Genomic DNA, 23853 nt, shown 5'->3' with positions numbered 1-23853 from the left:
TCGTAATCTGCATGGTCTACTGCACCTCAATGTCGGCTTCAAGCGCTCCGGCGGACTTCATCGCCTGGAGGATGGAGATCACGTCGCGCGCCGAGGCGCCGATGGTCTGGAGACTGCGCACCAGGTCGTCGACGGTCGCGCCCTGCCTCAGCTCGATCCGGCTGACCGGCTTGTCGTTGGCCTCGATCCTCGTCTGCGGCACGACCTGCGTCGTACCGCTGGAGAACGGCCCGGGTTGCGAGACCTTCATATCCGTGACGACGTTTACCGCCAGACCGCCGTGCAGGATCGATACCGGTTGCAGCACTACCGCCCCGCCGATGACGACCGTGCCGGTTCGCTCGTTCACCACGACCTTGGCCCTGGGAAAGACAGGCACCTCGATGGCCTCGACCGCCGCCAGCAGCGCCGGCACCTCGTCCGTCGGGTTGACGGTCAGCTCCACACGCCGGCTGTCGTAGGCCTTCGCGGCTGGACGTCCCAGCTCCTTGTTGATGGCCATCGCCATGGCCTGCGCGCTGTGAAAGTCCGCGTCGTTCAGCAGCAGCGAGAACTGGCTGCGGCCCGCGAGCTCCAACGGCACGCCGTGCTCGACCATCGCCCCCAGCGGGATGCGCGCCGTATTGGGATGGTTGAACTGCTTGGTGTTGCCGTTGACGCTGACCGAGTACCCGCCGACGACGAGCGGCCCCTGCGCCTGCGCATAGATCTTGCCGTCGGAGCCGTAAAGCGCGGTCATCAGCAACAGACCGCCCTCAAGGCTGCGCGCGTCGCCCGCCGCCGCGACCGTCACATCGAGCTTCCCGCCGGGCCGCGAGAACGGCGGCAGCGTCGCCGAGACGAAGACCGCGGCGAGGTTCTGCACGCGGATCGACGTGGGCGAGACGTTCACGCCCATGCGCAGCAGCATCGACGAGAGTGTCTGGATCGGAAAGGTCGTCTGCTGGCTGTCGCCCGTACCCAGCAGGCCGACGACGAGGCCGTAGCCGATGAGCTGGTTGTCGCGGATACCCTCGATCGACGAGATGTCCTTGATCCGCGCCTGACGATCAGGCTGACCGGCGGTCTCGCCCGTGGCGCACAGCGGACTGATGAGCAGGGCCAGCGCAAGCAGGCTCATGACCAGAAAGGCGACGACATGGCTGCGGCGGTTCGAGCCGGTGCAACGCTCGTCTGTAGACAAAGGAGCGAAGACGCCGGTAAGCGGAGAAAAGAAGCCCGGATGCACTCTCACTAGAACACCAGCACTTTCTGGATGAAGCGTACAAGAGCGTTCTGCCGGTGGGTGTAGTCGTTGATGATGCCCTTGCCCTTGACCTCAAGCTCAAGACTGGAGATCGAGGTCGAAAGCACCTGGTTCTGCTGCGATACATCCTCCGGCCGCACCAGTCCGCGCAGGATGATGGTCTGAGTCTGCTGACTGAACTCCACCTGACGGGCCGCCTCGATGACCAGCGTGCCGTTCGGCAGCACATCCACCACCTGGCCGCCAAAGGTCGTGCTGAGGCTGGAGTTGGTGGCGCTCTGGCCGGCGGCGGTCAGGCCGGAGGCAGAGCTTTGGTTCAGCAGGTTCTGCAGCGCGTTGCCCGCATGGAGCGTGCCGAGCAGGGCCGAGACCGAGCTGCTGGCGTTGCTCGCGCGGGAGTTCTTCACCGTCCCGTCGGTCGAGGCAGCAAGGCTCTCCGACACGACCACCGAGATCAGGTCGTTCGCGCGCATCGCCCGGACGTCGGTGCTGATGCGCGTCAGCCGGCCGCTGTCGATGAAGATCGACCCGTCCGCCGGCCGGTCGGTCGCATTCGCCGTCCGGACCTTCAGGATGTATGCCTTGAGCGAGGCGGTGGCGGGATCGACGGCGGGCGTCGGCGTCAGCGCGCTGATGATCTTGTTCTGCGCCCGCAACGTCGAGACCGCGAACAGCAGCAGGAGCAGCCCGGCAAAGAGCGCCGCGAATCGCAGTTCGCGCGGCTGCTTGCGGGTGGGCGCGACGGCCTCCCGCAGAGGGTGCTCGTATGGCGTGGTGGATATTTCGTGAATGTGCAGGCTCGCATCCTTCATGGCTTCCCTCTTCTCTTACTCAAGTTCCAGATAATCGGGACCGCGCACCGTGGCGGTCAGTTCCACCGCCGTCTGGCCGGTGTCGGTCGACAGACGCACGAGACGCACGCGGATGCGGTCTCCGATGCCGCCATTGCCGATCGCATAGGCGGGCGTCTCGAGATGAACGCTGGCCGAGTTGCTGACCACTCGCACCAGGCTGCCCGCGCGAACGACGACCGGCTTCGTCGCGACGAGGCTGCGCGCGCCTTCAGCCGGCAGGGGCGCGAAATCGTTCGACGCAATCGTCTGCGCCGGACGCTCGGGATGCTCGCAGTCGCGAACCATCACCCAGTAGCGGTTCAGCAGCGGGTCGAAGCGCCGACTCTCCACGCGGTAGCCGCTCTTCAGGTCGGTTACGCCGTCCGTCTGCTGCCGCGCCGCATCGGCGGGCGTGGGATAGCAGACCGCCGTCAGAGCAGAGGCGGCAGGGGCAAGCAGCGCCAGGCAGGCAGCAAGAGCAAGAAGAGAGCGACGCATCGAAACCTCCGCGACGGGATAGAACCAAACAGGGTCAGCGAACCAGCCCGTTGATCTGCGAGTACATGTCGTCGGCCACGTGGACGACCTTCGAGTTGCTCTCGTAGGCGCGCTGCGCAAGGATCATCTGCACGAACTCCGTGACGACGTCGACGTTCGAGTTCTCGGTGTATCCCTGCTGCAGCAGGCCGACGCCCGAGGTGCCGCCGGGCGTATCCGTGATGGCGTTGCCCGAGACCAGGTTCTGCTGGAAGAGGCTGTTGCCGATCGAGGTCAGGCCGTTGGGATTGGCGAAGTTCGCCAGTTGAATCGTGCCAAGCTGCGTCGCATTCGTCTGGCCGGCGACCTGCGCCGAGACCACGCCATACTGCGAGATCGTCACCGAGGTCGCGTTCGAGGGGATGGTGATCGTTGGCAGCACGGTATTGCCGTCGGCGGTGACCAGCGTGCCCTGGTTGTTCAGGTGGAAGGTGCCGGCGCGCGTATAAGCCAGCGTGCCGTCGGGCAGCGAGACCTGGAAGAAGCCGGAGCCCTGAATCGCGATGTCGTAGGGGTTGTTGGTCTGGTTGAAGTCGCCCTGCGTCATGATGATCTCGGTGGCGGCGGAGCGCGTGCCGAGACCGATCTGCATGCCGGCGGTCGAGGTCTGCGCGCTGGCCGGCGAGCCCGGCGTGATCATGTTCTGGTAGACCATGTCCTCGAACTGCACCTGGCGGCTGCGGAAGCCGGCGGTGGCCGAGTTGGCGAGGTTGTTGGCGATGGTGTCGAGGTTGGCCTGCTGGGCGCTCATGCCGCTGGCCGCTGTGTATAAAGCTCGGATCATTGCGTTTGCTCCTGGATACTTCGTCTTGTTAAGGGCACGGCTTCAGCCATGCCGAAACCGCGTTGCTAAACTCGGGCCAACTGCTCGACCGCTGTCTTGTCGAAGTCGTTGTCGAACACGCTCAGCGCCTTCTGCATCATCTCCGCCTGGCGCTGGATGAGGATGAGCTGCATCGTGCCGTGGACGCTATCCTCGTTCGAGCCTTCGAGCGAGCCCTGCGCGATCTCGGCATTGGCCGCGACCGGCTTGTCGTTGAGGCCGGCCACGAAACGATTCGCACCCTCGGGCGTCAGGCTCGCATCCGGCGAGAAGGTGACCACGCCGAGCTTTGCGACGATGGCCGAGCCGTCCGGACTCGCCACCGAGACCGTGCCATCAGGCGCGACCGTCACCGCACCCGATGGCAGGATGATCTTGTTTCCCCGGTTGTCGAGCACCGGCTCGCCGGCCGCCGTCTGCAGGACGCCCGTGGGCGACTTCTGGAACGAGCCGTCGCGTGTGTAGCGGACGCCCGCCTTCGTCTGAATGCTGAAGAAGCCCTGGCCGCTCAGGGCGAGGTCGAGCGGGTTGCCCGTGGGCGTCAGCGTGCCCTGGCCAAGGTCGGGCAGGCTGCCGCCAAGTACGCCAAAGCCATTGACCGTATCGCCGACCTGAGAGCCCTCTTCGAACTCTCCAAGGCCGCTGGACAAGACGCCGCGGAAGTAGTCGCGCTCGGCGCGAAAGCCATTGGTGCTCGCGTTGGCGAGATTGTTCGACGCCGTGTCGAGCGCCTGGGTGCGTGCAAGGAGTCCGGTGTATGCCGCGTAGAGTCCGCTGTCCATGCAGAGCGGTAAAGCATCTGAGTGGCCGAACCGCCGCCCGCACTGATTAGATTCTCGTAACGGTACTCGACCGCTGCCCAAAAACCGCACACCTCATGCGAGCGCCAAAACCCGTCGATAGAGGCTTCAGACAGACACTGGTTTGGGGAGAGCCGCACATGAGGATTTTGATCGTCGATGATTCCACCGTCATGCGAAAGGTCGTCGAACGCGCACTGCGACAGGCCGGCATGGAGATCGCCGAATGCCTGCAGGCGGCGAACGGCGTCGAAGCGCTCGAAGTCCTGCGCGCGACCAACGGCGACCTCGACCTCGTGCTGAGCGACATCAATATGCCGGTGATGGATGGTCTGCTGTTCCTTGAAAAACGCGCGGAGGAGAAGCTCGCCATGAATGTGCCCGTCGTCATGATCACGACCGAAGGCGGCGCGGCAGCCGTACTGCGCGCTATCGCAGCCGGAGCCAAGGGCTATATCTGCAAACCCTTCACGACCGACCAGGTGAAGCTGCGGATTCTGCCCGTGCTGAATTCCGCGAGCGCCGTGCGGTAGATACCGCAGCGGGATCGATATCTTAGAACTTCTTAAATGAAAGAGGCGGCCCCGTAACGGAGCCGCCTCTTTGTACTGCACCCACACTGGAGCTACTTGACTACGGACTGGAACAGCGGCGAACTCAGCAGGCTCGAGAACTGGCTGTCCGACGAGCTGTAGTCCACCGTCAGCGTGCCCGAGTTCGAATCGATCGTGGTTGCATCGAGCGCTGTCTTCTCGAGCGGCGAACCCGAGGTCTTGCGCATGATCGATACACCCTTCATCAGCGTCGCGGCGGTCGCGGCGGTCACGGTATCGGACATGACGACTGCCATGTTGAACTTCACGCCGTTCGAAAAGTCCATCGTGTAGCGCGAGCTCTTCATGCGGTTGCGGACGGTGTCGTAGTCGGCCAGCGCGGCGGCGTCTCCCAGCACGCTCTTCATCATCGTCTGCGTGCCCTTCTGGTCGAGCAGGCTCCAGACGGCCTTCGACTCGACGGCGGTCATCTCGTTGACCATGTCGGAGTTCGCGAGGAAGTTCTGGCTGACGCCATCGCGCGCGTCGAGCGCGGCCTTCACGGCATCGCGGTCGCCAAAGACCATCGTCGTCTGGTTCAGGAAGCAGACGCTCATCCCGGCCGAGCCGAGCGGATAGATGCTGTTATTGCGCAGCGTCACCGACTTCGTCTTCTGCTTGGTGAAGTTCGCCATGATGGCGCCGGTATGGAACTGTCCCTGGGCGATGCCGACGATGCGCGTGCCCTCGGTTCCCGCCCGGAAGGCGGCAAAGGCGAGCACATCGGCGTCCTGGTCGACCTTCAGACCGGAGGTCTTCAGCGCGGTCTCAAGCCGCTTCAGCTCCGGCGGCAGGACGCGATCCTTCAGGTTCATCGCTGCGGGCGAGTTCTGCATCGCGCGATAGTCGACCACGATGATCTGCTGTACATCCTTGGGAATAGAGGACTTACCGTCGCTCGACAACTCGGCGGCGTGCGCGGACGCAAAACAGGTGGAGACGGCGAGGGCGGCGAGGGTGAGGTGACGTCTGGTGAACAAATTCAAGGTAAAGCTCCCGTGGCAGCGATCGTTTCGGCGGCGCAACCGTTCTATTCTTCCGTGAATTACGGTGCAAGGCAAGTAAATATACGGATTGGACGGCGCGAACGGTAGAAGGTTGTCGCTCCTGCCGGATCATTTTCGCCGGTTGATGCGCGCCGGTCAAGCAGGGAACGTTCCAGCGGTCGGATTTCGATGTGCCACGTCGAGTCGACTATTGGGATGACACAAGATACGGATCCGATGAACGCGGTGATCTCGCGAACTCGACAGCACGATTGACATCCGTCACCAGACCTCGCAATCTGCCTTGCAGCACGAGAAGGCGAAAGAGCAGATAACGCGTATTGAGAATCGGTCTAATGAGGACGATCGAAGGCTTGACGGAGCTAAGCGATATTTCTAGGCAACCTGCTCAAGCTGTCAGATGATGAAAAATCAAATCTGCCAAAACTCAATGCAAATTCAACCATGGCTGCTTTGTATAAATCCTGTAATAGCGATGGATCAACGTGTTCATCAGAAAAGTATTTGCTCCATCCGTCTTCCCAAGGCTTGCAGTGCGAAGTTCGTCTCTTTTGAGTCGGAGTCTTCATCTTCGCGTCTTGCCCCCATCCATTGAAGGTCGTAAAGCATGCGTCTATGAACTTTTTGCAGGCGTCAAAGAGAGCTTTCGGTATGAGGGGCTGCGCGAGATAAAGTTTTTTATCTAAGTCACGCTTCTTTCTGATCACATCCGGCGGGTCGAGGTCTTTCCAGCAGCCCACAAATGTGTAATAGCAAAGCAGGTCATTGAGGAGTGGGGCAAGATCCTCATAAATCTGAATTCTCTTCTCTACCAGCTTCTGATTTAGCCACTGTCTATTTTCAAACCTTTTCGTTGTTCGATGGATGAAAATGCCCAAGAGCGCAAGAATGAAGGCGGTCGATGCGCTAACAACTAGCTTCGCAACTTCCAAGGTGTTCCAGATTGCTGGCTGCATTCTCTTACTATAAGCTCCAACTGACTCATGCTCACGAAAGGCGATGGAGATCAAAGGGTTGCGTCGACTTCCTGACAATCCACCTCTCCGGCAGTTCCCTAGAAGAGTGATGCAACCTGCATCGGCAAGTGGTGTGGCCCTTGGTACGCGAAAGTTGCATTCACAAGAAAGACAGGGAGCTTCACGCTCTCTTCAGCTTAGCCACATAACCTCAAATCAAGCTAAAGAAAAACTTTCGAGGGACGAGGACAAGCGATGAAGATGCCTTTGCGGCTGGCGGCGGTGGGAGTGTTGGCGGGGTGCGCACTGGCGCCCGCGGGATTGGCGGCACAGGCCGGGCCGTATGCCGTGGTCGATAAGTGGGTGCTGGGCGGCGAGGGCGGATGGGATTACCTGCTGGCCGATTCCGCGAATCACCTGCTTTACGTCACGCATGCGACGCGAGTCGAGGTCGTCGACACCACCACCGGCAAGCCCGTCGGCGCGATCACCGGTCTGAAGGGCACGCACGGCGTCGTGCTCGACGACGAGGGCAAGTACGGCTTCATCAGCGATGGCGGCGGCAATGTCGTCGTAGTCTTCGACCGCAAGACCTTCGCCATTGTGAACAGGATTCCAGCCGGAACGAATCCCGACGGCATGGCGTGGGAGCCTTCGACCAAAACCGTCTGGGCCTTCAACGGTCGCAGCAGCGACGTCACGGTCATCGACGCGGTCGGGATGAAGACCGTCGCGACCATCAAACTCTCCGGCAAGCCCGAGTTCCCCGCCGTCGACGGCAAGGGAGCGATTTGGGTGAACATCGAGACGAAGAACACGCTCGTAAAGCTCGACGCGAAGACCCTGAAGCAGACCGCCGAGTGGCCGCTCGCAGGCTGCGAGTCGCCCTCCGGCCTTGCCATCGACCGGGAGCATCGCCATCTCTTTAGCGTCTGCGACGGCAGGAAGATGCCGGTCACCGATGGCGACACCGGCAGGCAGATCGCGCTCGTCACCATCGGAGAAGGCCCCGACGCGGCGGCCTATGACGCGAAGGATCAGCTCGCCTTCAGCTCGAACGGCGAAGGCACCCTGAGCATCGTGAGCACCGCGGGCGGGAAATTCACCACGCTCCAGACGCTGCCGACGCAAGCCACCGGCCGCACGATGGCCTTCGACTTCGCCACCGGCAAGGCGTACGTCGTCGTGGCGAAGATGGGTCCGAAGCCGGCCCCGACGGCGGCGACCCCAAAGCCGCGCGCGACGGCCCTGCCCGGCACCTTTACCGTGCTGGTCATCGCCAAGAAATAAGGTTGCCAACGTTGGTTGAGCGCAAGCAAAAGCCCCGGAGTCATCTCCGGGGCCTCTGCTTGCGGCAACATCTTTGCAATTACGGTTTGGTTCCATAGGTGCCCGCAGCGGCAGCAGCGGAAAGAGGCGTAACCACCGGTACCGCGGCTCCGACGAGTTCCACCATATTACCGTTCGAGCTGGCCGCCCAGACATTGCCCGAAGGATCGATGGCAAGGCTGCGCACGGTCGCGAGGCTGCTCTTCTGGAAACCACCGTTGGTGTAGCAGTTCGTGTTGGTCGAGGAGCAGGTCGCGGGTACCGAACCGCCAGGCGAGAGCGAGTTGAAGCTCGAATCCGTCTCCGCCAGGGCGAAGGTGGTCGAGGTATTGGTCGACGAAACTGGCACCGTCGGATAACCCATGCCGAACCAGTAGTTGTTCGCTCCATCGACTGCCGACGAGCGAGGACCGACGAGGCCGCCGGCGTACTTGCCGCTGACCGTCGAGGTCAGACCGGAGCCGGTCGGAGCGGCCTTGAAGATCGTATTCGACACGACGTTGGAGCAGCAGGTGCTGGCGCCGATGAGGTATCCGCTCCGGTCCACCGCCGCGCCGTAGCCATTCAAAAGGAGCGAAGCCGAGCCCAGATCCGTGGATGCATAGGTGGTAGGCGCGAGATCGTAGATGCTGCTGCCCGAAGAGGGATTCGGCACCAGCACATTTCCGAGATGGTCGACGGCCATGTAGAGGTAAGCAGCAGACGGCAGGCTGGAACCGACGGAGGTCGCCGCGGACGCCGCGACAGTCGCGGTGGCCGCGCCCGGAAACTCCTGTACCGTTCCGGCGCCGGTATTCTGCGCGTAGAAGATGTTGCCGCTTCCGTCCGCAACGATGCCGCCCGCTGCGTAGGTCGTCGGCCAGCTCAGGGTGCTTCCGTTGGCCAGATACTCCAGGATGCCAGTGCCTGCAACTGCGCCGGCAGCCCACACGTTGCCCTTGGTGTCGATGGTGAGACCGCGTCCGGTGGTGATGTTACCCGCCACGCAAAGCTGAGCCGTGCCGGTGGGTCCGAACTGTACGAGCGCGTTGGTTGCGCCGGTGGCGCCGTTCAGCATCCAGACGTTCCCTGACGCGTCGACGGCAACCGTCTCCGGAGACGCAAGGAAGCCGGCGGTGTTCGAGGATGTGCAGGTTCCAGAGGACGTGTAGGAGACGGAGATCGTCCAATCGAGAGGCTGAGCCGTGACCGTCGGCTGGAAGGGCGCACCGGAGCCGGTCACCAGGGCATACAGAGTCGCGGCATTGCTGGTGCTGTTGCTATTGGACGGGTTGACCGCCATGTAATAAGCCGCCTGCAACGTATCGCCCGCTGTCGGGAAGGTTGCACTCGGCTGGCTGGTAACGGCAGCCGGCGGAGGAACGGCCGCGGTAAACAGATTGGTACAGGTCTGGGCCGTGTTGTCCGCATTGTTCACGCAGGAGGCCAGGATATCGGCGATGGTGTTGATCTTCGCGCTCTCAGGGGTGGCCGTGATTGTGATGCCCGCCACGGAGCTCTTCGGGGTGACGGTCGCGTTTGCCGTGCCGTTGCCGATCGTCGCCAGGGTGGCAACCGAGTTGAAGGCGTTGATGAGTCCGATGCCGGACTGGGACGGGATGGAGACCGTGTAGTCGCTTGCGGTGCCGATCGAGACCGTAGAGCCAGCTCCGGTCGTCGCGCCGGGATTCATGTATTGAGCCAGCGCGAAGATCGTCGCGACCGAAGAGACTTCGTTCAGGTCGATAAACTGGCTGCCGGCAGTGCCGCACTGACCGACGGCGGCAACCATGACAGCGGCCGTGTTGTTATAAGTCTTGCTGTAGTCATTGAGCGTATTTCCACCGCTTGCAACAACGTACAGCAGAGTGTTCGCGCTTGGACAAGTGTAGTTGCCGATGGAGGTGCCGGACTTGTTGAAGTTGAAGCTCCCGGTGCCATCCTTCGCCGTCGTCGTCGTCGCGAGCTTCGTGCCCTTGCTGCCGTAACCGGTGGTGCCAACGGTCCAGAGATCGACCGTCGCGCCGCCGATAGGCTGGTTCCCGCCATGCACAATACCGCCAAGCGAGCCCGGCTCGACGAAGGCGTTACCGGCGCCGGCCGTGGTCGCCATATTGGCGCAGCCCGTGGTCAGGATCATCGAGGATGCGGCGAGAGCGAGCGTGAGCGGCAGCTTTCCGATACGCTGCGGGAAGAACGTTCTTTGCGACATGAGCAGAATCTCCTGGGACCCGTTGTAATGGTTCAGTGAAACGAAAATGTCTTTGGGTTCGGGACTGCCCGAACCTTAAGATTGCATGAAAATGGTCTGTGCCCCCAGTATAACCACAACAAGCTCCATCAGTTAGCGGAAAAGTGGAATATTCACAGATAAATCGCACGCACCTGTAAACCTTTTGCCGCAGCCCTTCTGCATGGGACAATGATCTGCAACGAACATTAAGGATTTCGGAGAAGTTCATGAAAAGAAACGGGAACCGCTGGCTGGCAGGCTGGTTGCTGCTCTCCATGTCCGCGAGCGCATTTGCATGGGGCCGCGAAGGGCATCGCATGGTGGCGCTGATCGCCGCCGATCACCTTACGCCGGTGGCCGCCGCGCAGGTGCATGAGCTGCTGGGCAGCGAAAGCATGGCCGACGTCGCATCCTGGGCAGACGACGTACGCAGCGAAAAGCCGGAGACCGCGGGCTGGCACTTCGTCGATATCCCGCTGAACGAGAAGAGCTACGTGCGCGAGCGCGACTGTCCCCTGCCCAAGAATGCCGACGCCAACACCGCCGCGACCGCATGGCGCGACTGCGCGGCCGACCGCATCCTTTACTTCGAAAGCATCCTGAAGAATCCCGAGACGCCCCGCGCGCAGCGGGTCGACGCGCTGAAATTCCTGATCCACCTGATCGGCGACATCCACCAGCCGCTGCACGCCATCGGCGAGGCGCGCGGCGGCAACTCGATCAAGATCATCCTCTTCGGCACCCAGCAGTGCGCCGAACGCCAGACCTGCAACCTGCATGGCGCATGGGACTACGGCCTGATCGAGCACAAGCGGATCAGCGAACAGAAGTACGTCGCCGGCCTGGAGGCCGAGATCACCGAGCTGAAGCTTGCCGACAAGCCCATCGGCAATCCGATCTCCTGGACCAATGCATCGCACCGCGCGGCGGTCGAGGCCTGGGTTCCGAACGGCGGCGTCATCGGCAAGGACTACTACGACGCGGAGATTCCCGTGCTCGACCGCGAGCTGGAGTTCGGCGGCCTGCATCTGGCGAGCGTGCTGAATACCCTGCTGGTCGCCGCGCCGCATCGCGAAGGCGCGCCGGTGCTGACGCCGCGTCCAGAGCTGCAGGGCCAACCCTCCAAATAGCTCAACCCCAAATGGAAAGAGGCGGTCCCGAAGCTCGGGACCGCCTCTTTGCGTTGCCGCACCCGCCCTAGAAGTGCAGGCGGATCGCGCCTTCCAACTGACGCGGGGTGTAGATGGTGTTGCTGTTCGAAGCCGTGTTGGTGCCGAACAGCGGGTTGAAGAGCAGCACCGGCGCGGTCGCACTTGCGGTGCTTGGGCAGGCCGAGGTGCCGACCGTGACGCGCGGATCTTCGTAGGTGGTGACCGTTCCCGTGCAGATCGTGTAGGCGGTCGTGTTCACCTTGGTGATGTTCTGGTGGTTCAGCACGTTGAACGCCTCGCCCAGGAACTCCAGCCGGAAGTGACCGAACCGGTTATCGAGGAAGAAGCTGCGGCTGAGACGCATATCCAGCACGGCGATGTTGGGCAGGTTGTAGGAGTCGCGCGACGAGAGCAGATTGTGATTGACGTCGTACTTCGGCAGCCGGTTGATGCCGCCGGCGCCGATGATGCCGGAGAAGGCGCCACCGGGTGCGGTCTTCGCGGTCATCGCGGAATACGGTAGCCCGGTCTGGGTCTGGAAGATGGCCGAGACCTGCCAGCCGGTCGCGGCCAGCGTCTCCCAGCGGTGGGCGGCGTGCAGGGTCGTGCGATAGTTGCCGGAGAAGACGAAGCGCGACTGCACGTTCAGCGTGCTGTTGCCGTACTCCTGCGAGAGGTCGTTCGGGTCGAGCTGCTGGTTGGTTCCGTCGTTGGTGCTCAGGTAGGGGTTGTAGTCGAGCGCGTGCGCCCAGGTGTAGTGCGCCATGAAGGAGTAGCCCTGGCTGAAGCGATGCGTCAACTGGATCGACATCGCGTTATAGGCGGAGTTCACGTCGCTCTTGAAGTCGAGCAGTTGGTAGACGCCCTGGGTGGTTCGCGATCCGGAACCGCATGTCGTCCCGGCCGCGAGCTGTGCGGCGGTGCAGAGGGTGTAGAGCTTCAACGCGGTCGTGGAGCCGGCAGCGAGCGGACCCGCCTTGCCGCCGCGAGGCAGCGGAAGCTGATAGCCGGTGCTCGGCACGGTCGCCGGGATAGCCGTCGTGTAGGTATCGCTCAGGATATTGACGTTGCCCAGCGTGAGATTCTTGTCGACTGCCGAAGCCAGCTCGCGGCCAAGCGAACCCATGTAGCTGATCTGCATCACCGTGCCGTGGCCAAGCTGCTGCTCGATGGCAAGATCGATCTCGTGTACCTGCGGATTCTGCAGGTGCGGATCGAGGTACGCCGCTGTAGTGGTCGCGCCGCACATCGCGCCGAAGTTCAACGCGCCCTGGATGCCGCTCTGGAAGATGTTGGGGAAAGTAAGTGCGGGTGTGCAGGTCGTCTGGCCACTGGTCGACATGTAGAACTGACCGAGCGGTCCGCCCGAGTTCAGGTAAACCTGCAGAATGTTCGCATTGATGATGCGGCCGTTGTAGATGCCGTAGCCGCCGCGAACGGTGGTGCTGGCGTTGCCGAAGACGTCCCACGCGAAACCGAGACGCGGCTGCACGTTGTTACGGTCGTCGGGGCGGCTGGCGGTCTGGGGCAGCGCGCCGACCAGCGGGTAGAGGCTCGTCTTGCCGTTGATGGTCACGTTGCCGCTGGTGCCGGTGAGGTTCGCGTACGGGTTGACCGGGATGTACTCGTACTCGTAACGCACGCCCGCCGTCAGGGTCAGGCGCGGCAGGATGCGCCAGTCGTTCGTCAGGTAGCCCGCGTAGTCGGTGGTTGCAATCTCACCGCTCGGGGTGCCGAAGCCCTGGCTGAACTGGTAATAATTCGGTCCGAAGTACGACAAGCCGTTCACAGCATGGAAGTAGTCCGCCATGAAATCCGGACCGGAGTCTTCGCTGTAGCTTCCGTTCTCGTTGTACAGATTGCTGATGTAGTCGTTGACGCGGTTGAAGTCGAGACCGGCCTTGGTCGTGTTCTTGCCGTGAGCCCAGGTGAAACCGTCGGAGCCCTGGATGCGGCGCTCGTCGGGCAGCGCCTTGCGCTCGAGCGACAGCGGCTTGCCGATATCGAAGCCCGCGGCGTCGTAGTCATAGCCGATGCTGACGTCCGGCGGACGGTTGAACTGGTTGTTCGCGAGCGGCTGCTCGTTGCCGGTCGGCGTCTGCGAGGTGCCGTATTCGAAGTCGCGCCCGTACTGGAATCGCAGCTCGTTGGTCATGGTCGAACTCAGCGTGGACGCGAGACGCATGATGCCGAAGTCTTCCTTGACGAAGTCGTTGCCGAACGAGGCGCGCCCGTAGGTATTGATCTGCTGCGTCTGCACACCGGCCGGCGAACTGACGCGCAGGCGGTTGTACTGCAGCGCGAGGTGGTTGCGATCGTTGATCTGCCAGTCGAGTTTGGGGAAGTTCAGTACCTGGTCGCTGTTGCGCGGCACCGCGCCAAGGTATGAGGCGAGAATGGCCTGGCCGGCGCCGTAGTAGGATGCAGCCGCCTGGTAGGCCGCCGCGGTCTGGCCCAGGTTCAACGCATACGCAAGCGCGCAGACGCCGTAGTCGCCGGTGAGCGACGATGTCACGTTCGTGCCCTTACCGCCCGAACAGGTATCGTTGGTCAACACGGGATCCGCCGGCGCGAACAGACCCGCGGTCGCGGTCGAAGCAGTCGCTGTGCCCGGGAAGTTACGGCGGGACTGGTCGTACGAGTAGAACCAGAAGAGCTTGTCGTGGATGAGCGCGCCGCCGATGCCGAAGCCCCACTGCTTGCGCCAGTCCTTGGGCTTGTAGTTCTGCGTGATGTAGTTCCCCGTCGCCGGGTTCAGGCTGGTCAGCACGGTGTACGGGTTGCTGGCGCCGAAGTCGTTATCGCGGTCGAAGAAGAAGAGCTGTCCGTGCAGCGAGTTGCCGCCGCTCTTGGTGACCGTATTGATGACGCCGCCGGCGGAGCGTCCATACTCAGCCGAGAAGTTCGAGGTATTCACCTGGAACTCCTGCACGGCCGACTGCGAGATGGAGTAGGCGGCGCGGGTGCGGCCGCGCTGCTCGGAGAAGTAGGCCTGGTTGTCGTCCATGCCGTCGACGGTGGAGTTGTTGAGCAGAAAGCTGATGCCGCGGAAGCTCAGCAGGCCGAAGCCGTCGCCGTTCGAGACGACGCCCGGCGTCAGCAGCGCGAAGTTGCTGGCGCGACGGCCGTTGATCGGCAGGTTGTCGATCATGTTCTGGTCGATGACCGACGAGATCTCGGACGAATCGACGTGCATCAGCGGCGAGTCGCCGGCGACATCGACTGTCTCCCCCGAGCTGCCGACCACGAGGCTGGGCGCTAGCTGCGAGATGACGCCGACGTTGATCGTGAAGCTCTCCTGTTTGAAGGTCTTGAAGCCGTCCTTCGTCACGGTGACGGTATAGACGCCGGGCGTCAGATTTTCCAGCCGGTATTCGCCGCGCGCATCGCTGGTGGCGGTCGTGGAAGCCTGGGTGTCGTTGTTCACCGCGGTGATGGCGGCGCCGGGAACGACGGCCTTCTGCTGGTCGTAGATGACGCCGCTGATCGCGCCAGCGACGGAAGACTGGGCGAACGCAGCCGGGGTCAGAGAGACGAACAAACTTGCGGGCGCCAGAGCCAGAAGCGAAAACGTTGCGGGTAAGAGGCGGCGACGAACGGTCAACATGGTTCTCCTAAGGGTGCCTGGTAAAAAAGTGCGCCTGGGACAGGTGCGGTGTTGCGAATGCCGGTTGCTGATAGAGAGATGACGCGACGGGAGACGATCCTTGCCTGTCTCCCGTCGCCCATTGCAAGCCGTTGCGTTTACTTCGTGTCGGCTGTGATCGTGAGCGTGACATTGAACTGCTGCGTGATGTTGGCCGTCGAGCCGGCGCCGGGGGTTCCGGTCGCGATGACGGTGATCGTATCCGCGCCAATCGTCGATCCACTGACGGTCTTCTGTCCTCCGCAGCCCGACAGACCCAGGCCGAGGATGCAGAGTCCCAGCATGAGCAGCGGACGCAGACCGCGCAGCAGCTTACGCCGGCGTCCCGCGAAACCCAGCAGCAGCGCCAGGGCCGGAATACCCGCCCACATCGCCTTCTGCCCCGTCGTCAACATGGCGACCGGTCCGGGCTGCTGCGTTGTGAAGGTGACCGCCACGAAGCTGGCCGTGTTGGCGCCGTTCGCGGTGAGTGAGGCGGGCGAGAAGGTGCAGCCCACGGTTGGGATCAGCCCCGTGCAGGAGAAGGTCACCGTACCGTTGTAGCCAAAGGTCGGCGTCAGGGTGAAGGTCTGCAAACCGTACTGGCCTTGAACCACCGTGACCGCCGGCGGGTTCGTGCTCGGGGTCAACGTGAAACCGGGCAGCGAGGATACGACGGTCAGCGAAGAGGCGGAGGACTTGGTGAAGTTCGTATCGCCCGAGTAGGTTGCGGTGATGACGTTGTTCGTGCTCTGGCCCACTACCGCGAAGGTGGTGGCGTAGGTTGCGACTCCGGCGGCGTTGATCGTCACCGGAGTGCCGAGCTGCGTGCCGTTGTTGAAGAATGTCACCGTGCCGGTGGGGATGCCGCCGGTCTGGGTGCCGGCCTGGGGCGAAACCGTCGCGGTCAGCGTAACGGAGGTCGTCGCCGATACGCTGGTCGAGGAAGCCGCAACCGTCGTCGCGGTGGTTGCCTGCACGACCGTCAGAACGCCCGGGGTTACGGTCACGTTGTAGTTTGCCGTTACAGCCGCAGGAGCCACGGCGGTGATGGGGTAAGTCCCGAGCGGCGAGCTGGTGACGGCCGTCGTGCTGTAGGTGATGCCGATCTGGTCGTTGTTCACCACGCCGGTCAGCGTGCCCGTCAGCGTGGGGTTGGCGGAGTAGTACGCCTTGGTCAGGCTGTTGACGACGACCGCGAGCGGCGCCTTCGCCAGCGTCACCGTGACCGGAACCGCGGTGCTGGGGCTCGAAAGCGTGTCGCCGGGATAGTTGGCCGTGATGGTGTGCGTGCCTGCACCGAGCGCCGGAACGCTCAGCGTGCCCGCTCCCGAGGTCAGGGTCACGGTGTAGCTTGCGGTGTCGACCTTGACCGTGACCGAGCCGGTGGCGGCAGGGTTGCCGCTGCCGGTCGAGACCGTGATGCCGATCGCGACGGTCTGGCCGTAAGTGCCGCTCGCCGGAGTGGCGGAGATAGTCGTGGTGGTCGCGTTCACCGGCGTAATGCCCGTGCCGTTCAGCACGATCTTCGGCTGCGTGACGTTGGTGGTCGAGAGCAGGTAGGTCGCGGTGCGCGCGCCGGTTGCGGTCGGCTTGAAGCCGGCCGTGAGCTGTAGTCCAAGACCCGCCGCGAAGCTCGTTCCGCCGGTCAGGGTGGTCGGGGTCAGGGTGAAGTCGGTGGTGTTGCCGGTGGCCACGCTGAACGGCGTCGTGAAGAGCACGGGCAGGTTGCCCGAGTTCACCATGTCCGCCGGAAGCGTAAGCTGCGTGCCGATCGGGTCGTTGCCGAAGGCAATCGTCGCGCCCGTGCGGTTGAAGGTGTAGATGGCCGAGGTGGAGTTATCCGCGACTGAGATATTGCCCGTGCCGCTGACCGCGACGCCCACCGGCGAGGTGAGGCCGCTGACGACGACGAGTTGATCGGCCGTGTTCAGTGTGCCGCTCTCGTTCGGAATGAAGACGATGCGACCGTTGCGGCTGTCCGCCACATAGACCGAACCGGCGGCGTCAACCGCGACAGCCGATGGAGACGAGAGGCCCGAGCCAAGCGTGATGGTCGAACCCACGCCGAACGGAATCTCGACGACGTTATTTGCAATCGTGTTCGCGACAAAGACGTTGCCGAACGAGTCGACCGCGAGGCCGGAGGGGCCGTTCAGGCCGGTGGCCAGGACTGTCTGGGTACCGATGCCTGCGAAGATCTCCGACACCTGATTGGCGGACTGGTCGGAGACGAAGACGTCGCCGAAGCCGTCGACCGCGATGCCCGAGGGCTTGGTGAATCCTGTACCGAGCGTAATCTGCGCGGAGCCGTTGGCCGGAACCTCGACGACCGTGCCGGTGGAGAGCGCTGCGTAGACATTCCCCGCCGCGTCGACCGCGACAGCCGAGGCCTTGGCGATCGTGCCCACGGTCGAGGCGACGCCGGCGGAGGTGAGCTTCACGACCGAGCCGGAGGTCGCATTGGGCAGCGCCGCGTAGGTGTTGCCCGCGCTGTCGAGCGCAATGCCGTTGACCGCGGAGAGGCCGGTCGAAGAGAGCGTGGTCTGCGTGCCGGGGTCGACGGAGAGAACCGGAGCCTGGCCGAGGCCGGTGAGGGAGAAGGTAACGGTCGAACCGAGCGAACTCTTCACGGTCAGCGGCGCGGTGCGGCCGCCGGGAGCGGCAGGCGTGAAGGTGACAGGCAGCACGCAGTCTTCGGTGTTGTCGGAGTTGACCGCGCCGCAGACCGCGCTGCCAAGGGTGAACTCGGTGAAGCCGGTGGGCAGTGCGTATGCGGCCGAAGTAGCCGGGGCATCGCCCGCGCCGAAGTGAATCTCAATGTTCTGGGTGATGGACGAGCCGGTCGCGGTCGCCGCGAACTGGGTTCCCACCGAGACCTTGCGGATCAGGCCGTTGCCCTGGTCGGCGACGTAGACGTTGCCGGCGGCATCGAGCGAAGGCTGATAGGGCTTGAACAGGGTGGCCTGGGTGGCGGGGCAACCATCGCCGATGGCGTCAGTCTTCGCCGAGCAGTAGGTCGCGCTGGCGCTGGCGGCGCCGGCGGTCTGCACAGCGGTAACGGCCTGGCCGGCGATCGGATAGATGATGCCGGTCGCGATGTCGACGCGATCGATGTAGCTGGAAGAGGTGGTCGCGTCGTAGACGCCGATGTAGACGTTGCCGTAGCTATCCGTCGCAACGCCGAAGGTGCTGGCAAGGCTGGTGGAAACTGCCGGTCCGCGCACGATGGTCGCGCTCTTGGTGAAGGCGCTGTTCGCGAAGGTAGACAGAATGCCGGTGGAGGCGCTGATGACACGGACATCGTACGGATATTCGTCGGCAATATAGATGTTGCCGGAGTTGTCCACGGCGATCTGGTAGGGGCTGTCGAGGGTGGAGCTGGGCGACTGACCGCCCGTCTTGCCATAGGCGGACGTGCATCCGGGAGAGGTGCCGATCGCGCAGCCGGCGCCCGCAATGGTATAGATATGTCCGGCTGCGATCGTGATGCCGGCGATGCTCGTCGACGTGCTCTGCAGGTTTACCGCTTCGACGGAGTTATTGTAGTTGTCCGCGATATAAAGGTTGCCGGCGCGATCGAAGGCGATGCCGTAGGGACGATAAAGCTGACCGGCGGTGGCGAGAACGCTGACGCCCGGATTGGCGGCGCCCTCCGCCTTGTAGCCGGAGGTTCCGGAGGCGTTCACGGGCGTGGTGATGATGCCGGTGGTCTTGTTGATCTCGCGCACCGCGCCGAGGGTGAAGTCGCTGAACCAGAGATTGCCTGCGGGATCGAACGCGATGCCTTCCGGTGCGGCGAGCTTGACCTGAGTCGCAAGACAGCCATCGCCCAGCGTTCCGGTGGCCACGAGCGACGAGCCGGAGGCGCAGGCCACACCGGCCGCCGGGGTGGCAGACGCGTTGCCGGCGATGGTGGTGATGACGCCGGTGTGGGCGTCCACGCGGCGGATGATGTTGTTCGTCCCATCGACGATGAACAGGTTGCCCTGGCTATCGGCAACGACGGCCCGAGTCAGGGGGATCGAAACCTGGGTCGCAAGACAACCGTCGCCATAGGCGTCGGTCGAGACGCGCGTCGAGCCAGCGGCGCAGGCGGCGCCGGCGGCGGGATTCGTTGCTGCTCCGCCCGCAACCGTGGTGATCGTGTACGGCAGAAGCTGGGGAGTCGCTGCGGCGGCAGCGGCAGGGGTAGACCCCGCAGAGGCGGCGCAGATTGAAACAGCGGCAAGAATCAGGCGGCGAGCAACAGCAAATGCGGAAGAACGGGACATGAATGCTCCGGGGGGTCTATGTAATTCGGTCCTGTGGGAGGCGAACTGCCCTCGACGGACTGGCTTAGTTAAGATTTACTGAATCGAAGTGCCAAGTATAGGGTGCTACAGGCGAAAAGTAGATAACAAAATTGTCATCGTTTCAGATTTTTTCTCGTCTTAAGACCGGCCGCTCCGGAATCTCCCGCAAATCGGAAATCCGGAGCGTTGGAAAGACGGTGCGCGCTACTGCACGGTCAGGTTGTAGGTCGCGGTGTGAGTCAGGGCACCATCGGTTGCGGTAATGGTGTAAACATAGCTGCCGGTTGGGGTCGGGGCTGCGGAGTTGCCGCCCGATCCACAGCCTGTCGTCCAGACCGAGACGGTCAGCAGTGCGAGGAAGAGCGCCGCACCGCGTAGCTTGCGACGGTTCGAGAACATCAGCACCGCACTTCCGAGTGCAACCAGCATCAGGATCGTCCCGCTGCGACCCGGAAGCCCGCCGAAGCCAGCGCCCGATGCCTTCGAGGTCGAGATCACGACATTCAGGTTGAGCGAAGGGATGAGATTCGTCGTTGGATTGAGCGCCAGAACCAGCGTGCCGGTGCTCAGCGCACAGGTCGAACCGGCCGGCGCGCCGCTGCAGGCGATCGCGACCTTCCCCGTATAACCGCCCAGAGAAGACAGCGTCAAGGTGGTAGAGGCGCTGGTTCCCGCGACGAGCGAACCCGCCTGCGACGTGGGGGTCAGGGCGAAGTCCGGCGCTGACTGCGCCGTGCCGCTGAGCGCGGTCGTAATCGTCGTCGAGACGGCGCCGATGGTGGGGGTGACCGTGAGCGCGCCGGTCAGCGCGCCCGCCGACGTGGGTGCGAAGACGACGCTGATCGTGCAGGTCGCCGATGCAGCCAGCGTCGCGCCGCAGTTGTTGGTCTGGGTAAAGTTCGTCCCGACGGAGATCGACGCGCTCGAAAGCGTGATCGCGGAGGTTGAGAGGTTGGTCAGCGTAACGGTCTGCGCGGCGGACGTCTTCCCGGTGATCGTCGTCGGGAAGGCGGCAGCGGCGGAGAGCGAGGCCTGCGCCGCGGCCGTGCCGTTGAGCGATGCGGAAAGCGTTCCGACGCCGGCGGGCGCCGTCACCGGGATCGACAGCGTGCCGGTCCGCGCACCCACGGCCGTTGGCCGGAAGGTGACGCTGATCGTGCAGTTGCCGAGCGACGCGACGCTCGTGCCACAGGTGTTGGTCTGGGTGAAGTCGCCCGTCGCGGCGATCGTACCGAGGGTGGCCGCCACGCCGCCGGTGTTCGTCAGCGTAATGCTCTGCGCGGTCGAGACGCCGCCCGCGACGAGGCTGGCAAAGCCAAGCGTCGAGGGGTTCAACGCTAGCGTTGCGCTGGCCGATAGACCCGTGCCGGTCAGGCTCGTCACCAGCGTCCGGTTCGTGATCGAGGAGGAGACGACCGTCAGGCTGCCGGTGCGCGCGCCCGTGGTCGTGGGGGTAAAGGCCACGTTGACGGTGCAGGTTGCGCCGGCGGCGACGGTCGTGCAGTTGTTGGTCTGGGCGAAGTCGCCGGTCGCGACGACGCTTGTAACCGTCAGCGCCGTGTTGCCGGTGTTGGTGAAGACGATCGGCTTGGTCGCCGAGGCGGTTCCCTGCGCGATGGAGCCGAAGTCCTGCGTGGCCGGGGTCAGCGTGGCGGTCGAGGTCTGGCCGCTCTGCAGCAGCGGGAAGTAAGCGACGCCGCCGTCGTGGTCCGAGGTGTTCAGCGGGGTCGTCGGATCGTTGTAGTTGATGAGCGGAAAGTCGGAGTCCTCGTGTACATAGAACAGGTGCGCGCCGGTGATGTTCGACGTGGTGAGAATATGGTCGAGGCTCTGGGCGTTGCCGATGTAGGTGTAGTCGTACTGCTGGGCCGGATCGGTGATGGTCGTGACCAGGTCGGTCATGTTGGGCGACACCAGGTTCGGTGTGCCGGTGATGACCGACTGCCCTGCCGCAACCGGGTTGCCGCGCACGACGCCGACGACATCGACATAACCGTCATTGAACGGGAAGGCGTTGTAGTCGCCCAGGGAGACGACGTGCTCGCCGTTGTTCTGATAGCCCTGAATCAGGTTGGCGAGGAACTCTGCCTGCGCCTCCTTCTTCAGACGGACGGTCGCGCCGGTGCTGGTCGTATCGTCCTCGCCGGTCAGCGCCTTCAGGTGGTTGCTGATGACGGTCACGGGATACGCCGTGTAACCAGGAATGTTGACGATGGCGTGCAGCACCAGCGGCGGACGATCGTTCAGCACCGCCTGCACGCCGGTGGAGTTGGTGAAGGTGGTCGCCTTGCCGAACTGGCTGACGTCCGAGACCGTGACGCGGTTCGGGCTGACCAGGAAGGCCGTGTTGATGCCGCTCGAATCGTTGCCTTGGATGAGATACGGCAGATACTTCGGATCAGTCTGACCGGCCGCGATGGCGTCGGTGCTGATCTTCGAGGCGAGCGCGGTCAGCGTGGAGAGCGTGCCCATCTCCTGCATGCCGACGATGTCGGGCGAGCCGAGCACGTTGCGGATGAGCAGCGAGAGCTTCGACAGGCGGCCTTGATAAGCAGGCGTGGTCAGCGTCAGGCCGCCGTTGCCGGGCGCGGTGTCGGAGTAGAAGCGCTCCACGTTCATGCTGGCGATGGTGAACTCGTTGGCCGCCGGCTTGGGCGCGACGACGACGGTCATCGGCGCGCCGAGCGTGCCGGGCGCAGCCTTGTCCGGAGCGAAGACAGCCGTGTTCGTCGTGAAGTCGAAGATGCCGAGGAAGTTCGTGATCGTCTGGTTGCTGGTCACGTTCAATGCCGCGCCGCCGAGGAAGGTGCTGCTGACGTAGATCAGCTCGGGATTGCCGTCGAAGCGCGGAACCGTCGCGGGCGTGCCGCTGGGCAGGCTGGGTTCGAGCACCGAGATGCCGGGCTCGACGAAGGGCCGCGCAACGCCGGTCACGACGCCCCAGAATGTTCCGTCGCTGGTGACGGTCTCGGTCGTCTCGGCCAGTGTGCCGCCGGTGGGCGCGGTGGTGGTGAAGCTGGGGATGAGCACACGCATGGACTGGTAGCGGAGGAACTGCTGGAAGCCGCCCGTCGGGCTGTCGTTCGCCGCGGTAAGGCTGACCGGCGTCGGCAGCGTGTTGCCGGTGGATACGACCGTCATGGTGACCGTGCCGTTGATCTCGGTCGCGGCCGTTGCGGAGCTGGACGACGTCACGCTGACCGTGCCGGTGACATTCAGTTCATTACCGACCACGACCGATGCGTTCGTGCCCGAGACGACAAAGATGCCTTCGGAGGTGGTGGGGTCCGCATCCTGCGCGGAGTCGCGCGCCTCAAGGTAGAAGCCGCCGTTGCCCAGCGCCGTGACGATGCCGGTTGTGGTGACCGTCTGGCCGAGGTAGGACGAGGCAGGCGCTCCGGCCTGAATCGTGTGGATCGGCGTGACGGCGGAGGTCGCGGTCACGGTGATTGCGAGCGTTGCGGAGGAGGCCTCGGCCTGCGCGTCGGTCGCGCTCAGCTTGACCGTCTTGACGCCCGCGGTGGCGCCGCTGCCGACGGTCGCGAGGTAGTTGAAGACATTGTCGCCGGCGGTCGTGTCGCCGTGGGTGCCGTCGTCGTAGAGCGGCTGGGTGGAGGAGCCGCCGAGGGTGCTGAGGTCGGCCGTGACGGCGATGCCGCTGCTGGTCGCGCCCTTGGTGACGCGCGCGGTGAACAAGGTGGTGCTGCCGACGTTGACCGTCGTGGGGCTGGCGCTGGCGCTTACGCCGAAGGTCGCCGTGCCGCTGCAGACCTGGGTGGCGGTGGCGGAGTTGCGCGGCACATCCGCGCCGACGGAGAAGTCCGCCGCGTTGTTATCGGTGTCGGTGCAGACATTCTTGCGGCTGGCGGAGGTAGTCGCGGTCAGCGTCGCGGTCGGAGCCAGACCCTCGGAGCAGGTGGCGGTCGTGCCGTAGCCCACGAAGTCGACGATCGCCGGATCGGCGGTCGGAGCGGCGGGGCAGCCGGTAAGCGCCACCGTTGAGCTTGACAGAGCGATCTGACCGGCGGTGCCGGAGAGCGAGATGGTCAACTGAGCGTCAGGCGTCGGAAGCGCGGCGCCCGAGCCCGCGGCGCTTGCGCCGACCAGATAGAACTGCCCCGGCTGAATGACCGCGCCCGAAGGGAGCGCGAAGGAGGTAAAGGCTCCCGTGCCGGTGGCCGACCTGTATTGCAGCGACCAGCCGGTCAGCGAGACCGGCGTCGTGCCCAGGTTGAAGAGCTCCACGTAATCTTCGCTCAAGTTCGACCCGGAGTTGCCGCCCGCACCGTAAACCTGACTGATGACGACCGTGTTCGACACGGCAAAGGCATCGTGTACGGCAAAAATAGAAAATACGAATACGATGAGCGCGCGGAGTACGCCCTGGGCCGAAAACTTGGTGTGCATGTCGCGATACTACATTCAGGAAAACTTAAGCCGCAACAA

General features: G+C 63.7%; 14 protein-coding genes. 3 read left to right on the top strand and 11 right to left on the bottom strand.

Translation table 11 applies throughout. From position 1 onward, the window contains the following. Nucleotides 1–16: 16 nt before the first annotated feature. The 5 genes from CHB87_RS07015 to CHB87_RS06995 all read right to left on the bottom strand — a co-directional run bounded on the left by CHB87_RS07015 (nt 17) and on the right by CHB87_RS06995 (nt 4221). Nucleotides 17–1234 carry a flagellar basal body P-ring protein FlgI gene (locus CHB87_RS07015; RefSeq protein WP_245817866.1) on the bottom strand — a complete coding sequence of 406 codons (1218 nt, stop codon included), beginning with the start codon at nt 1232–1234 and terminating at the stop codon, nt 17–19. Then, entirely contained in the window at nt 1234–2058 is an 825-nt protein-coding gene (locus tag CHB87_RS07010) for a flagellar basal body L-ring protein FlgH (RefSeq protein WP_245817865.1), read from the bottom strand. The genes CHB87_RS07015 and CHB87_RS07010 overlap by 1 nt, the downstream gene beginning before the upstream one ends. Before the next feature lie 15 nt (nt 2059–2073). Beyond that, nucleotides 2074–2577, bottom strand: a complete 504-nt coding sequence (locus CHB87_RS07005; protein WP_089407701.1) for a flagella basal body P-ring formation protein FlgA — start codon at nt 2575–2577, stop codon at nt 2074–2076. Nucleotides 2578–2611: 34 nt separating this feature from the next. Beyond that, entirely contained in the window at nt 2612–3400 is a 789-nt protein-coding gene (flgG, locus tag CHB87_RS07000) for a flagellar basal-body rod protein FlgG (RefSeq protein WP_089407700.1), read from the bottom strand. 65 nt (nt 3401–3465) lie between these two features. Continuing rightward, on the bottom strand, nt 3466–4221 hold the full coding sequence (locus tag CHB87_RS06995) for a flagellar hook-basal body protein (RefSeq protein ID WP_089407699.1): 756 nt from the start codon (nt 4219–4221) through the stop codon (nt 3466–3468). A gap of 158 nt (nt 4222–4379) precedes the next feature. Between CHB87_RS06995 and CHB87_RS06990 the strand changes: the two genes are divergently transcribed. Then, nucleotides 4380–4772, top strand: a complete 393-nt coding sequence (locus CHB87_RS06990) for a response regulator (protein ID WP_089407698.1) — start codon at nt 4380–4382, stop codon at nt 4770–4772. Nucleotides 4773–4864: 92 nt separating this feature from the next. Here CHB87_RS06990 and CHB87_RS06985 read toward each other — a convergent pair whose 3' ends face one another. Both CHB87_RS06985 and CHB87_RS06980 read right to left on the bottom strand, forming a co-directional pair. Then, nucleotides 4865–5818 (bottom strand): hypothetical protein, encoded by a 954-nt coding sequence (locus CHB87_RS06985; protein WP_089407697.1) that lies wholly within the window; start codon nt 5816–5818, stop codon nt 4865–4867. Nucleotides 5819–6201: 383 nt separating this feature from the next. Then, a complete protein-coding gene (locus CHB87_RS06980; protein WP_142988255.1) occupies nt 6202–6849 on the bottom strand; it encodes a hypothetical protein in 648 nt (215 codons plus the stop codon). A 201-nt stretch (nt 6850–7050) separates the two neighbouring features. Between CHB87_RS06980 and CHB87_RS06975 the strand changes: the two genes are divergently transcribed. Then, a complete protein-coding gene (locus CHB87_RS06975; protein WP_245817864.1) occupies nt 7051–8085 on the top strand; it encodes a YncE family protein in 1035 nt (344 codons plus the stop codon). 79 nt (nt 8086–8164) lie between these two features. Here the strand turns inward: CHB87_RS06975 and CHB87_RS06970 are convergent, their stop codons facing one another. Continuing rightward, nucleotides 8165–10315 carry an NHL repeat-containing protein gene (locus CHB87_RS06970; protein ID WP_089407695.1) on the bottom strand — a complete coding sequence of 717 codons (2151 nt, stop codon included), beginning with the start codon at nt 10313–10315 and terminating at the stop codon, nt 8165–8167. Between the two features lie 248 nt (nt 10316–10563). Here CHB87_RS06970 and CHB87_RS06965 point away from each other — a divergent pair, with 248 nt between their 5' ends. Next, nucleotides 10564–11466 (top strand): S1/P1 nuclease, encoded by a 903-nt coding sequence (locus CHB87_RS06965; RefSeq protein WP_089407694.1) that lies wholly within the window; start codon nt 10564–10566, stop codon nt 11464–11466. A gap of 67 nt (nt 11467–11533) precedes the next feature. Here CHB87_RS06965 and CHB87_RS06960 read toward each other — a convergent pair whose 3' ends face one another. From CHB87_RS06960 to CHB87_RS06950, 3 genes are all read right to left on the bottom strand, one after another. Next, the gene (locus tag CHB87_RS06960; RefSeq protein ID WP_089407693.1) at nt 11534–15094 is read right to left on the bottom strand and encodes a TonB-dependent receptor; all 3561 of its coding nucleotides are present in this window, start codon (nt 15092–15094) and stop codon (nt 11534–11536) included. 137 nt (nt 15095–15231) lie between these two features. Further along, the gene (locus tag CHB87_RS06955; protein WP_089407692.1) at nt 15232–19386 is read right to left on the bottom strand and encodes an Ig-like domain repeat protein; all 4155 of its coding nucleotides are present in this window, start codon (nt 19384–19386) and stop codon (nt 15232–15234) included. A gap of 225 nt (nt 19387–19611) precedes the next feature. Next, a complete protein-coding gene (locus CHB87_RS06950) occupies nt 19612–23814 on the bottom strand; it encodes a choice-of-anchor D domain-containing protein (protein WP_089407691.1) in 4203 nt (1400 codons plus the stop codon). Between the last annotated feature and the right edge of the window lie 39 nt (nt 23815–23853).

This window comes from Granulicella rosea (assembly GCF_900188085.1).
GTDB classification, from domain to species: Bacteria; Acidobacteriota; Terriglobia; order Terriglobales; family Acidobacteriaceae; genus Edaphobacter; species Edaphobacter rosea.
The sequence above is the reverse complement of the archived record's forward strand: the minus strand, read 5'-3'. Positions and strand labels throughout refer to the sequence as shown.

Bases quoted from the DNA above. Each gene is read 5' to 3' on its own strand.
- CHB87_RS07010 (WP_245817865.1), bottom strand. From the start codon at position 2,058: ATGAAGGATGCGAGCCTGCACATTCACGAAATATCCACCACGCCATAC.
- CHB87_RS07005 (WP_089407701.1), bottom strand. From the start codon at position 2,577: ATGCGTCGCTCTCTTCTTGCTCTTGCTGCCTGCCTGGCGCTGCTTGCC.
- flgG (WP_089407700.1), bottom strand. From the start codon at position 3,400: ATGATCCGAGCTTTATACACAGCGGCCAGCGGCATGAGCGCCCAGCAG.
- CHB87_RS06995 (WP_089407699.1), bottom strand. From the start codon at position 4,221: ATGGACAGCGGACTCTACGCGGCATACACCGGACTCCTTGCACGCACC.
- CHB87_RS06990 (WP_089407698.1), top strand. From the start codon at position 4,380: ATGAGGATTTTGATCGTCGATGATTCCACCGTCATGCGAAAGGTCGTC.
- CHB87_RS06975 (WP_245817864.1), top strand. From the start codon at position 7,051: ATGAAGATGCCTTTGCGGCTGGCGGCGGTGGGAGTGTTGGCGGGGTGC.
- CHB87_RS06970 (WP_089407695.1), bottom strand. From the start codon at position 10,315: ATGTCGCAAAGAACGTTCTTCCCGCAGCGTATCGGAAAGCTGCCGCTC.
- CHB87_RS06965 (WP_089407694.1), top strand. From the start codon at position 10,564: ATGAAAAGAAACGGGAACCGCTGGCTGGCAGGCTGGTTGCTGCTCTCC.
- CHB87_RS06960 (WP_089407693.1), bottom strand. From the start codon at position 15,094: ATGTTGACCGTTCGTCGCCGCCTCTTACCCGCAACGTTTTCGCTTCTG.
- CHB87_RS06955 (WP_089407692.1), bottom strand. From the start codon at position 19,386: ATGTCCCGTTCTTCCGCATTTGCTGTTGCTCGCCGCCTGATTCTTGCC.
- CHB87_RS06950 (WP_089407691.1), bottom strand. From the start codon at position 23,814: ATGCACACCAAGTTTTCGGCCCAGGGCGTACTCCGCGCGCTCATCGTA.